We start from the raw sequence: 14,609 nt of genomic DNA, 5'->3' as shown, positions 1-14,609 counted from the left end.
AAACTCAATTCCTACATTTCAAACATAGACTACTACAAGATTTTAGAGACACTTTCAAGCTACACCTTTTTAACAGAAACATGTTTTAATATTCTGAAAAACAGTATATTACATACACGAATTCAAACACCAGACGCTAAAAAAAGAAAAGAAAAAAACCTACTACTCTAGTCTCAATTACCTCTAATTATGAAAAAACAAAAAGATTATTAAATTATTATAAATTAACAAACCTACACGTTAATAAACGTTAAAATATTCAAAAAAAAACCTTTTTTATCGCTTTTTATTATCAATTTTGTAAAGGCTAATTAAAATAAACACACAAATAATGAATTTAACTAGGAGGCAAATTCTAATGCTTTTCATGGCATTAGTCGTGCAATTTTCTTTTGCACAAGAAACAACCATAACTGGTAAAGTAACAGATGATAACGGTTCTCCCTTACCCGGAGTAAACATCATTATCAAAAACACAAACAATGGAACCCAATCAGATTTTGATGGATTATACTCTATTGAAACTTCTGCAGGAAGCGTTCTGGTTTTTAGTTTTGTCGGCTTCACTAATAAAGAAGTTACCGTAGGAGCTAGCACTACTATTAATGTACAACTTGATGCTTCAACTTCTCAATTAGAAGAAGTTATTGTAACAGCGCAGGGTATTAAAAGAGAGAAACAAGCTCTTGGATACGCTGTTGCAGAGGTAAAAAACGAACAATTAGAACAACGAGCAGAAGGTGATATTGGTCGAGTTTTACTAGGTAAAGCTTCGGGTGTTAACATTACACAGCAGAACGGATTATCTGGTTCTGGAACAAACATCGTGATTAGAGGACTCAGCTCATTTAGTGGTAGTAATCAGCCTCTATTTATTGTTGACGGTGTTCCATTTAGTAGTGACACAAACTCACAGGGTGGAAATGATGGCAATGGTCAAAATGACTTTATCGATGGAAACTCAGGATCTAGTAGGTTCTTAGATTTAGATCCTAATAGTATCGAGAGTGTTAATGTATTAAAAGGTTTAGCAGCAGCTACACTTTATGGAACTGCAGGTAGAAATGGGGTAATTCTAATTACCACAAAAAACGGATCTGCAGGTAATGCCGTTAAGAAAAATGAGGTAACCATTACCTCATCGTTTTTCTTTAATGAAATAGCATCTTTACCTGATTACCAAGATAGCTTTGGTAACGGTTTTGATCAAGCCTTTGGATGGTTTTTTAGTAACTGGGGACCAAGTTTTGAAAGAGATGGTGTAGCTGGTTGGGGTAATGGTATAAACGATGACCCAAATAGAGGATTTAATCCAGACGGGACACTTGCACACCCATATAGCACAGCATCATCTGCTACTGGAATCCCAGCCGCTTTTCCAGAATTTGCAGGAGCTCGATATGATTGGAGACCTTATGACAGTGTAGATAATTTCTTCAAAACAGGTGCAGTATCTAATACCGCTATAAATTTTAGAGGCACTACAGCAGACAACACATTAAGTTACAATGCAAACTACAGTTATCTTGAAGATGAAGGTTTTACACCTGGAAACAAGCTAAGAAGAAACACTCTAGGGTTTGGTGGAAGAGCTAAACTATCAAATAAATTTACACTTTCAAATACTTTAAATTATTCTAAAACAGACTTTAGAACTCCACCCGTTGCAGCAAGTCAAGGTAATGGAGCTTTTGGTACTGGTTCTTCTGTTTTTGGAGAGTTATTTTTCACTCCTCGTAGTGTTGATTTAATTGGATTACCTTTTCAAAATCCAATTGATGGATCAAGTACTTATTACAGACAGAATAATAGTATTCAACATCCCTTATGGACAGTAAACAATGCTCAAAATAGACAAATCACAAATCGTGTTTTTGGTAATGGAACTTTGCAATACGACCTTTCTGAAAATTTAAATTTAGTGTACCGATTTGGACTAGATAACTATACCGAATCTAACACGAATCAACAAAACCGAGGAGGAGTTAGTGATGATGCAGGTTTACGAAGCGGTGTTTACCAAACGTGGACGAACATTAACACAATATTCGATCATAACTTTATCATAAATGGAGATTACTCTTTAAATGATGATGTTGGGATGACATTCAACGTAGGTGCTACATCAAGAAGAGAAATTTTTGAACGAAATGGTGTCGCTAGTACAAACCAACAAGTTTTTAATGTATTCCAACACAAAAATTTTGCTGTACAAGATGAGATAGAATTCCAACAAGAAAGAAATATTGTTGGTCTTTATGGTCAAGCAGATTTCGATTATCGAAGAATGTTATATGTAACTGTAGCAGGACGAAATGACTGGGTGTCAAATTTAAGTACAGAGAATAGATCTATATTCTACCCTAGTGCAAGTATGTCTTTTCTTCCAACTACAGCTTTTAAGGGGATAAAAAGTGAGAACGGTATCAATTACTTAAAAGTGAGAGCTGGATACGGAACCTCTGCAAACTTCCCTACAGGTTTTCCTATTGCAACAACCTTACTTATAGATACACAAAACTTTAGAGATTCAGGAAGAGATATCGTAACAAACTCTGCAGCACCAAGATTAGGTAATCCAGATTTAAAACCAGAACGATTAAACGAAATCGAATTTGGTATCGAATCCCGTTTCTTCAAAAACAGAATCAGCTTAAACACTTCATACTACAGTAGAATCACAAAAGATTTAATCATTGATCGACCTCTTGACAATTCAACAGGAGCAACTATAAGAAGTGAGAATATTGGAGAAATTAAAAGTACAGGTTTCGAAGCAGATCTTGGAGTTGATATTGTTACATCACCAGATAATGGTTTTACATGGAATACAAACATCAATTTTACCACATCAGAAACAACTGTTGAGGATCTAGGAGCAGATACAGATATCATTGTATATTCAGGTTTTTCAAACTTAGGAAATGCAGCTATCGAAGGAGAACCTCTTGGTGTTATCGTAGGAAGCAGAATTCAAAGAGACGACGATGGGAATTTCTTGGTAAATAGTGCTGGAAATTATGTTGAAGAAGAAGGGACTTTTGTTATTGGAGATCCGAATCCAGATTACTTATTGAATGTTTCAAATTCTTTTTCTTATAAAAATTTCAATCTTAGTTTTCTTTTCGCTTTTGTAAAAGGTGGAGATATTTATTCTAGAACCGTATCTACATTATTAGGTAGAGGACTTACAACAGACACAGAAGATCGTATAAATACTTTTATTCTTCCTGGTGTGCAAGAAGACGGTTCACCAAACAATGTTCAAATTAACAACTCAACATTTTACTTTTCAAATGTATTATTTGGACCTGATGAATTAGGTGTATTTGACGGAACAGTTCTTAGACTACAGGAACTTTCTTTAGGTTATAGTCTACCTACTAAATTTTTAGATAACACTCCTTTTGGAGCTGTTAGTATGAACTTAACGGGATACAACCTATGGTTTAATGCCTTTAATATCCCTGATGGAACTAATTTCGACCCTAATGTAGCAGGGCTAGGTGTAGGAAATGGTCGAGGTTTTGACTTTTTAAATGGACCTAGTTCTAGAAGATATGGTGTAAGTATCAAAGCTTCATTCTAACAAAAAACATAAAATCATGATTAAATTAAGATTATCATATAAAATTTCAATAGTAACGACCTTAATACTAGGATTACTATTCATATCATGCGAAAGTACTGAGTTGGATTTAGCAAATGACCCAAACCAGTTAACCCCTGAACAATCTAATCCCGATCTATTTTTGAATTCTATTCAAGTGGATTTTGGAAAAGTAGTTGAACGTTTTGGGGCGATCGCAGGTCAAGTAACTCGAATCGATTATATGAATGGTAGGGATTACCCTAACACATATTCTCCTGCAGACTTTAATGACGTATGGAGTGGTTCTTATCAATCTACCGGTGTTTCTTTCAACGATCAATTTGGTCATAGCCAAACATTTAATGGCATTCTAGCAGATATTAGAGCGTTAACTCCCCTAGCAGAAGAAGGAGAACTATACAGACATACCGCCATAAGCCAGGTGATTGAAGCATATACTATAGTAACTTTAGTAGATTTTTTTGGTGACATCCCTTATACTGAAGCATTACAAGCTAATATCGGAAATTTCAATCCTGAACCTGATGCAGGTAATGTTGTTTACCAAGCTGCATTAAACCTATTAGAAGATGCAATTGTAAATTTTGGTCGTACTCCACAAAATGATCCTATTAATGATTTCTTTTATGATGGAGATTGGGATAAATGGATTAAAGCTGCCAATACATTAAGAATGAAAATTTACCTACAACAAAGGCTTGTTGATAGTGATGCCATTTCTAGTTTTAATGCTATTGTCACAGCAGGGAATTATATTCAAACAGTTGACGAAGATTTTCAATTTACTTGGGGAACAAATGTTATACAACCAGACAACCGTCATCCTAGATATGCGAACAATTACGAAGGAGATGGTGCCGATGAATATATGTCTAATTGGCTAATGAATTTAATGCTCACGACGGATGACCCAAGAATTAGATACTACTATTACAGACAAACTAACGCTGTACCAGGTGCCGAAATTGCACCAAATGAAGAAACACTAAGTTGTTCTTTAGAAAGTGCACCCCAACATTATATTGACGGAGGGTTTACTTTTTGCTTCTTGAATAGCGGTTACTGGGGTAGAGATCATGGTGACGATGATGGTATTCCACCAGACGGGTTCTTAAGAACTAATTTTGGAGTATATCCAGCAGGAGGAAGATTCGACGACAGTAGTTTTGAAGGAACTTCTCAAGGAGATGGAGGTCAAGGAGCTGGTATTACCCCTATCATGTTATCATCTTGGGTAGATTTTATGATTGCAGAAGTTGCCATGGAAGAAATGAATATAATGGCTGCTAGAACTGCTTTAAGTAATGGAATTACTAAATCTATTACAAAAGTTCAGACTTTCAGTAGTCTAGACCCTTCAGCAAATTTATCTTTCGAACCAGATGCAACTGCCGTATCAAACTTTGTTAATGAAAGAACAAGTAGTTTCGATGCCGCAACAACAGATCAAGAACGCTGGAATGCTATTGCTCAGCAATATTGGGTTGCTTTATTTGGGAACGGTGTTGATGCTTATAATTTTTACAGAAGAACAGGTTATCCAAATACATTACAACCTAATGTAGAACCAAATCCAGGAAACTTTATTAGGTCTTTCCCTTACCCGGCAGATTTAACAACTAACAATTCATCTGTTAGTCCTAAAGACACTAATCAAAAAGTATTCTGGGACAATAACCCAGACTCTCCAACATTTCCTAGCTCAAATTAATGCTAAGAATAAATAATATTGGATTTACCAAAAACATGAAAAACATGAAAAACATAACAAAATATTTAAGTCTTACATTACTCAGCATACTTACTTTAGGATGTAGCGGAGATGATAAGATTGTAGATAGAATTCTAGACGATGTGACCAGTGGAGCAGTATTACGTACGAGAGACACTGACAATAATATGGTTTACAATAACCTTACAGGAGAATTTACTGCGACATCAAATTACATCCTTACACTCGAAGAACAGGACGCTAGTAATGGGGATTTACTTGATAACATTGAAATTTTTGCTCGGTTTGTTGAAAACACAAAAGATGACGCAAATAGCGATGGCACTATTGACGATGACAACCTTACTACAACCGAAGGGTTAATTAGAACTTTGACAATAGCAGATTTCACGACAGGACCAAGAAACTTACCAGAATCTGTAGTGACATTCACTGCAGATGAACTTGTAGCTTTTACTGGTGTTGACGAAAGTAAGATTCAAGGAAGTGATGATTTCGCACTTAGGTTTAAAATAAACTTAACAGATGGTAGATCTTTTTCTGAAGATGATGTAAATGGTAATGTATCAGGTGGATCGTATTTCTCATCCCCTTTTGCATATAGAAGCAGCATTAGTTGTGATATTACGGAAAGTCTTGCAGACACCTATACGTATACAGTAACCTCTTTACAATCAGCCCCAGGTGGAAGAAGCCAGTGCCAAACAGATCCGGGAGATCTCCCAAGCGGTACTGTAACTTGGTCCGAAACCGATACTCCAGGTGAATATTCAACATCAGATATTAGTTTTGGTCAATTTGACAACTGTTACGTTGATACTTTTAGTAAAATCGAATTTGATGAAATTTTAATCACGTGGGATTGCACCAATTTAAAAGCAGGTGGAACTATCGAGACAGTAGAAAACGATACTAACAAAGAGATAGATTTTACATACGTATATACTATCAAAGAAACTTCAGGATCAGATATGACTATTGACTTTAGTAATTCTGAAGGAGATCGAGGTACAGTCGTACTTACAAGACCAGCAGGCAAAGTATGGCCAATACTTCTTAGAAGAATGGAATAACATATCTTATTCACAAATTTAAATTAGCTAGAAAAGGTTTCTCAAAATGAGAAACCTTTTTTTATTTTAAATTATCACTTCGAATACTCAAATTCTTACCAAAATTATCATAGAACCCACACACCCAATACCTTAAATCCAAACACACTACTCACAACTTCAACTCAATACATTTTCTTTAGGAAAACAATAACATTTCTTGTAGATAATTTTATCATAAAAAGGCATTTTTAGTCGGAAAAAAAATTGTCTACTTACATAATTATCATCAATTTTGGCTCAGGCTAATTCTAACAATTAACAAATGAAAACAAACTGTAAAGCAATTTTAGCGCTGCTTATGGCGCTAATTGTGCATTTTAGTTATGCACAAGAAAAAACTGTAACCGGAAAAGTTACAGATGATAGCGGACTTCCTCTTCCTGGAGTGAATATCGTTATCAGAGGAACAAACAATGGAGCACAATCTGATTTCGACGGACTCTACAGCATCCAGGCTTCTGAAGGCAACATCTTAGTATTTAGTTATCTTGGATTTGCTAGTCAAGAGGTAACTGTAGGTGCTAGCAACACAATCGATATGCAGTTACAGGCTTCAACTGCAGAGCTAGACGAAGTTGTAGTCACTGCTCTTGGAATTTCAAGGGAAAAAAAATCTCTTGGATATGCAGTACAAGAAGTAGATGGTAACGCCATTGCCCAAACCAGAAGCACTAATGCACTTGGAGCATTAACTGGTCAAGTTGCGGGGGTACAAATCAACAATGCTGCTGGTAACATTGGAGGTTCTACAAGAATCCTTATTAGAGGTGCAGGTTCAATAACACAAGAAAACAGACCTTTAATTGTAGTTGACGGAACACCTCTTGACAATTCGAATTACAACGACGAAGACACTCAAGATGGTGGAGGTGGTAGAGACTTTGGTGATACAGGTTTCGACATTAACCCTGATGATATAGAAAATATATCAGTACTTAAAGGAGGTGCGGCAGCTGCTCTTTATGGTAACCGTGCCAATAATGGAGTTATTATTATCACGACCAAAACAGCTAAAGATGGTAAAGCAGAAATAGTTGTAAACTCTGGTGTTTCGTTTGAAAGCATTAATATTTTCCCTAAAGTACAAAAACTATATGGTGGAGGTGCTGGAGATCCAGGAACAATTGGCCAAAGTAATTTTGCTACTCAAAATATTAATGGAACTACATTTAATTTAGTAGACTATGCAACAGATGAATCTTGGGGTCCTAGATATGATCCTAACATATCTGTATTAGGATGGGACGCCTTTGACCCTGAATTCCCTAATGAATTTCTTAACCCAAGACCATGGGTATATCCAAATGCTGATGCAGAAAGCTTCTACGATGTTGGAGTATCCCTAAACAATAGTATTTCTTTTTCTAAATCTTTTGAAGATTCTAAACTAAGACTTTCTTTTTCTAATGTAAGAACTACAGGGATTATTCCTAATAGTGAGCTTGAAAAAACAACTATTAGTTTCAGTGGGTCAACTAAACTTTCTAAAAAATTCAGAGTAGATGCTGGTATTAACTATGTTATCACTGATGGTTTTAACCGACCAGAATCTGGATATGGCGATAATAGTTTAATACAGAAGTTCTACCAATTTGGTCAAACTTCTTTGGACTATGACAGATTAAGAAATTACCTTCTTCCAAACGGAAATCAGAGAACATGGAACAGAAGAGCATTTGATGATCCCACGCCAAGATTCTCGGACAACCCATATTGGACAATATTTGAAAACACTTCTGCTGATAGAAGAAATAGATGGTTTGGAAACACAAAATTCAAATATGATTTTACCGATAAAATCTCTGCATTAGGAAGTATCTTTTTAGATAGCTACGATTCTAAAATAAGCACTAGAGTTGCATCAGGGTCTCAAGCTCAATCAAGATATGACGAGGATATCAGAACTTTTCAGGAATTAAATTATGAACTGCGTCTTCAATACAACGAAAGTCTTTTTGAAGACAAAGTTAGCCTTAATGCTATTGTTGGAGCAAATAGAAGAAATTCTATTTTCTCTAGTCTTGAAGGAAACACAAGAGGTGGTTTAGCTGTTCCAGGTATTTACAACCTAAACAACTCAAACGAAGACCCTAGAATTATTGACACTGACGAAGAAAGAAGAACAAACAGTATCTTCGCCTCTGTATCTTTAGGTTACAAAAACTTTCTTTATTTAGATGTTACAGGTAGAAATGACTGGTCTTCTACTTTACCTCCAGAAAACAATTCTTATTTCTATCCAGCAGTAACTGGTAGTTTTCTTTTCTCTCAATTAGTAGATGCTGGTTGGCTTTCGTATGGTAAAGTAAGAGGAAGTTGGGCAAGTGTAGGTAACGATACCGATCCTTACAGCTTAAGAAATGTATTCAATAACAGAACTGCTTTTTTTGGTAATATAAGATACACACAACCAGATGAGAATAGGAACCCAGATCTACGACCAGAAGAAAAGACAACTTGGGAAGTTGGTCTAGAAATAGCGCTCTTCAAAAATAGAGTACGTCTTGACGTCACCTATTACGACGAACTTACAGAGGACTTGATCACACCAGTACAAATAGATCCATCTACCGGATACAGTTCTACATTTGTAAATGCTGGTAAACTATCAAATAAAGGTGTTGAAGCTCTTGTAACAGTTACACCTGTTCAAAACGAAAATTTTAGCTGGGACGTTACATGGAATTTCTCTAAAAATGTAAATGAACTAGAAGAATTAATTCCTGGAGTAGAAACTCTTGAAATAGCAAGGTTCCCATTTAATGGAGTAACACTTAATGCTGTTGTTGGTGAGCCGTATGGAGTTATACGAGGTACTAATTTTGTTTTTGACGACCAAGGAAATCGTGTCGTTGATGCTGATGGTAGATTTCTTGAATCTAGAAATGTTGAAAACCTAGGTAGTGTTTTACCCGACTATAACATGGGTATACGAAATACACTTACTTATAAAAACATAAACTTTGGTTTCTTAATTGACATACAAGAGGGTGGTGTTTACAGATCATTAACCAATATTTGGGGTAACTATTCTGGTATTTTAGAAGAGACAGCGGCAAATAATATTCGTGAACAAGGTATTATTTTAGATGGTGTGACCGGAGATGTAACATTTAATGCCGATGGCACTTATACTGTAGCAAATACCGCGCCCAATACAACTGTACTTTCTGCTCAACAATACGGGCAAGATCATTTCTTTAGAGCTGATGCTCAAAATGTATTTGATGCAAGTTATGTAAAATTAAGAGAAGTTACTCTTGGGTACTCATTACCAGCTAAATGGAGAGGACCTTTAAATACAATAAAATTATCATTGTTTGCAAGAAACCTATTTGTTTGGGGATTAGCAAATGATAATTTTGACCCCGAAGTAGCAACTTCTGGAAGTGGAAACATTCAAGGTTCTGAGGGAGGTTCTTTACCATCTACAAGAAACTATGGTTTTAATCTTCAATTAAAATTCTAAGAAAAATGAAAAACACATATATAACATTATTTGTAGCAACAGTTATTACACTGTTGTCTACCTCATGTTCGGATGATCTTGAGAATATAAACTCTAATCCCAACAACCCAGAGGTTGTGCTCACCAATACAATTTTTAACAGTGCAACTAAAGAATTGACAGATATTTCAAGAGGTGCCTTCTCTTCTGGACGAGCAGCCTTACCATGGATGCAGTATTGGGGGCAAAACAGTTATGCAGATGAAGATCGTTACTTGTATCGCGAATCTACTGCAGAAGATTTATGGGCTAATTATTATAGAGTTGGAACAGATCTAAAGAAAATAATAGAGCTTAATACCAACGCTGAAACCAGAGAACAAATGTCCTCTGTTGGAAATAATGATAATCAAATTGCTGCAAGTAGAATTATGCTATCATATATTTTTCATCAGTTAACAGATACATTTGGTGATGTACCTTACTACTCTTTTGGAAACAATGATCCGAATTTTCAGGCATTAAATGTGGATAATGTATTATCTCCTGTTTTTGTAACACAACAAGAAATATATGCCGACATACTTTCTGAATTAAGAGCTTCTGTAAACATGCTTACTACTACAGAATCTGTATTTACTAGTGGGGATAATATTTTTGGCGGAAATGCAGAAAAATGGAGAAAATTTGCAAACTCTTTAATTTTAAGAGTTGCAAACCGATTAAGAAGCGTCGATGCCGCTGCAGCAAATGCAGCAATCGATGAAGCCATAGCTTCGGGAGTTTTTACATCTAATGCAGACAATGCTATTCAAGCTTATGAAAATACAGATGCTACCGGATCTCCTTTATACAGAGCCTATTTTGTTAATAACAGAACAGATTTTGGTGTAGCGGCTCCTTTTATTAATTTATTGAAGAATCGCACAGGAAACTTTGGTCCTGACCCAAGATTATTTCAATTTGCAGCACCAATTACAGTATCAATTGAGGACATTAGAGATCAAAATTACACAGTCTCTACTAATTTTGATGATTATGAAGGTGTTCCTTATGCGTTTGAAAGTGTAAATTTCATCAAGTTCACAAACTACTCATTTCCTAGCGACCAAGTATTACGTGCCGATTATGGCGAAGTTTTAATGGAATATGCCGAAGTATCTTTTATTATATCAGAACGTAATGGGTGGAGTCAAGCAGAATATGAGCAAGGAGTAAGAGCTTCTATGGAGCGTTGGGGTGTTGCGGATACAGACATCACAACATATATAGGTACTTTACCAGCTGCCTCAGAAGAAAACGTACTTACTCAAAAATATATTGCTTTATACATGCAGCCATATGAAGCCTGGGCAGAATACAGGAGAACAGGCTTTCCTCAGACATTACTGTTACCAGGACAAATGGCCAATTTAACTACAGCTCAAGCTGCTGATTTACCTACAGGATCTGCATCTACTTATACTTTTGTTCCTAGAGTATCAATTACAGATTTACCCACAAGATTGCGTTACCCAGTTACATTACAGTCTCTTAACGGAACCAATAGAGCTACAGCGGTTTCAAGATTAAGTGATGGTGATGTCATAACAAGTAAACTATTCTGGGATCAGAATTAATTAGATTGTCATCTAAAAAATAAAATTAAAAAGAGTCTGATTTTCAGGCTCTTTTTGTTTTAAAACACTCTTCGGATGCCAATCAAACCCCAAATAAAACATTACACAAATCTCTCAAAAACCCCTACTATAACGTTATAGTAAGATTTTAATAAGTCACGTTCCCTATTACTCAATAATTCAAATTTTAATACTAAAAAGTTGTTTTATAAAGATATTATTATCATTTTTGGAACTGGCTAATTCAAATAAATTGTAAAATGAGAACAAAGTTTAGTGGAATTTTAACGCTATTTCTAGCGTTTATTGTGCAATTCACTTTTGCACAAGAAAAAACAGTTTCAGGTACTGTAACCGACGATAAAGGTTTACCTCTACCTGGAGTTAATGTAATTATTAAAAACACTGCGAACGGTACACAAACCGACTTTGATGGTAACTATTCCATCACTGCGAATAAAGGTGCTGTATTATCCTTTAGTTATGTAGGATTTCAGGTTGTTGACAAAGTAGTAGGCGACGGGGATACTGTTAATGCCCAATTAGCGCCATCTGCTGCAGAACTTGAAGAGGTAGTAATTACAGGTCAAGGTTCGGGAATTTCTAGAAGAAAACTTTCAACTACTGTAGATTTTCTTACAGCAGACGAAGTTGATAAACTTCCTTCAAACCAAATCGACCAATTATTACAATCTACAACGCCAAGTGCGCAGATTAGGTTAAGTTCTGGACAACCAGGTACTGCTGCTATTATTAGAACAAGGGGTGCTATTTCAGCTTCTTCTTCTGCTACTCCAGTAGTTATCATTGATGGTGTTCGTGTAGACAACCTTAACTCAAATCCACAACTTGGTCTTGCAACAGGTGGTGCAGATGTATCAGCTCTTGCAGATATCCCTGTTGAATCTATTGAAAAAATAGAATATATTAAGGGTGGTGCGGCAACTACATTATATGGTGCCGATGCGGCAAATGGTGTTATCCAGATTATCACTAAAAAAGGTACTTCAGGAAAAGCTCGTTTTTCATATGAAGCAAGAGTTGGTGTTATCAAAGCAACCGATGATTATTTATGGTATGAAAGAACTGGAGAAGCATTATTTAAGCCAGGACTTTCTATAGAACATAAAATAGGTATCAATGGTGGTAACGAAAAAGTTACTTACAATTTTGCCGGTAGCTTATATGCTGATGATTCATTTAACTTATTAAATGAACAAGTACGAAGAAACCTTTCATTTGGTCTTGGTGCTCAAGTTAATGACAAATTAAGATACCAAGGATCTTTTTCTTATGTAGGATTTGAATCAAACCTTGATTACAATGCAAACACTAGTTTTTCTAGATTCTCTGCATTTGAAGGTGGAGGTCGTGGAAATCTTGATGAATTAACTGATGCACAATGGCAAGCAGAATTAGATCGTTCTAATGCTATTGGAGAAGAGGTATCAATTAACAACACTGTAAATCGTCTTACAAATTCAAATAAATTTATATACGATTTCACTGACAACATTCAAGCTAATGCTACTATTGGTATAGATACTAGAACTCAAGTTCAAGAAGAAAATCAAACAAATGCTTTTCAAATTGCTCTAGGATCTATTGCTGCAGGTACATCTGATCAAGCAATACTTAATAGATTGATAAGAAATGCTTTTACAGTAACAGGAGATCTTAACTTCACACACAGAGGAAGAATAGATAACTTTGAATTTGTTACAGTTTTAGGTGGTCAATTCTTTAGAACAACAGATAGACAATACCAAACAAGTGGATCAGGTGGAGTTGATGGTACTACTGACCTTGGATTATTCCCAACGCAATTAACTGATGATTTCTTCTTGGAAAATGCAAACTACGGTGTGTATTTCTTAGAAAATATTGGTATTTATGACGTAGCATTCCTTGAATTTGGAGCTCGTTTAGACCAGAATACTCAAGCAGGTGATGACACAGATCCATTATTATTACCTAAAGTAGGTATTACTTATAATATATCTGATCATGATTTTTATTATGACAGTGGTATTAGTAAAGTATTATCAACTGTTAAGCTTAGAGCAAACTACGGTGAAGCAACAAACTTCGCTCAGGCATTCTCAGAAGATAGAACATTTGCTTTAAATCCTTTCTTAGGACAACCTTCATTTACATTCCTTAACCCTGGAAACCCAGACCTTATATCGGAAACGGTTATAACGACAGAATTTGGTATGGAGTTAGGTTTATTTAATGATAGAATTAACTTAAGTGGTACTCGTTATGTAGCTACTACTGAAGATGCATTGTTTACTCCTCCTTCTCTACCAACATCTGGTCAATTAAATCAAATCAGAAATATTGGTGAAATTAAAAATGAAGGTTGGGAATTTGCTCTAAGTGCAGATGTTATCAAAACAGAGAAGCACAATTTAAACATTAATGCTTCTTACAACATTAATGACAATGTTGTAGTAAGTACTGGTGGAGCTCCTGCTTTTAACGTAGGTGGATTTAACGTAATTGGTTCATGGGTTGAAGAAGGTCAAAGCCTTGGATATTTAAGAGGTACAAGCTCTGTAAGACAAGCCGATGGAACATTTTTACAAACTCCAAATGATGCATTAGGAGATACTTTTGCTCCAAACTTCGGATCGTTTGGTTTTAATTATACTTGGAATAACAAGTTAAATATATTCATGACTGGTGATTATCAGTTCGGAGGTAAAATCGTAGATTTAAGTTTCTTATTAAGACACTTAAGAGGTGTGGATGACACTGGTATTCCAGCTGATTTAGTGGGAACTACTAGTCCTTTTAATTATGTAAACTTCTTTACTTTTGATAATGACTTTATAAAAATTAGAAATATTGGAGCAAGCTATGCTTTTGGAGACGTTTTAGGTCTATTTGATGATTTAAAAATTGGCTTTACAGTAACCAATCCTTTCAACTTTGCAATTGACGGTCAGTTTGATCCAGAAACAACTGGTTCCGGTATCGGAAACCAAAATGGATTTGGTAGTGGTGGATTCGCTTATGGTACAGAATCTGCTCCAAGAATATTCATGACATCTCTTAGATTCCAGTTTTAAGATAA

The 14,609-nt window shown here is 35.5% G+C and carries 6 protein-coding genes; all 6 read left to right on the top strand.

What is annotated here, in order from left to right:
• Positions 1-331: 331 nt before the first annotated feature.
• The 6 genes from D1816_RS22140 (at position 332) to D1816_RS22115 (ending at position 14,604) form a co-directional block, all read left to right on the top strand.
• Entirely contained in the window at positions 332-3,589 is a 3,258-nt protein-coding gene (locus D1816_RS22140; RefSeq protein ID WP_233565303.1) for a SusC/RagA family TonB-linked outer membrane protein, read from the top strand.
• A gap of 16 nt (positions 3,590-3,605) precedes the next feature.
• Entirely contained in the window at positions 3,606-5,324 is a 1,719-nt protein-coding gene (locus D1816_RS22135; RefSeq protein WP_118505764.1) for a SusD/RagB family nutrient-binding outer membrane lipoprotein, read from the top strand.
• A gap of 44 nt (positions 5,325-5,368) precedes the next feature.
• Entirely contained in the window at positions 5,369-6,418 is a 1,050-nt protein-coding gene (locus tag D1816_RS22130) for a hypothetical protein (protein ID WP_147405095.1), read from the top strand.
• A 304-nt stretch (positions 6,419-6,722) separates the two neighbouring features.
• Positions 6,723-9,929 carry a SusC/RagA family TonB-linked outer membrane protein gene (locus tag D1816_RS22125; protein ID WP_118505763.1) on the top strand — a complete coding sequence of 1,069 codons (3,207 nt, stop codon included), beginning with the start codon at positions 6,723-6,725 and terminating at the stop codon, positions 9,927-9,929.
• Positions 9,930-9,934: 5 nt separating this feature from the next.
• Entirely contained in the window at positions 9,935-11,527 is a 1,593-nt protein-coding gene (locus D1816_RS22120; RefSeq protein WP_118505762.1) for a SusD/RagB family nutrient-binding outer membrane lipoprotein, read from the top strand.
• A 260-nt stretch (positions 11,528-11,787) separates the two neighbouring features.
• Positions 11,788-14,604, top strand: coding sequence for a TonB-dependent receptor plug domain-containing protein (locus D1816_RS22115; RefSeq protein WP_118505761.1), 2,817 nt, complete (start codon positions 11,788-11,790; stop codon positions 14,602-14,604).
• Positions 14,605-14,609: the final 5 nt, after the last annotated feature.

The organism is Aquimarina sp. AD10 (assembly GCF_003443715.1).
Taxonomy (GTDB): Bacteria; Bacteroidota; Bacteroidia; order Flavobacteriales; family Flavobacteriaceae; genus Aquimarina; species Aquimarina aggregata.
Note: the sequence above shows the minus strand (reverse complement) of the source record. Positions and strands in the feature narration are given on the sequence as shown.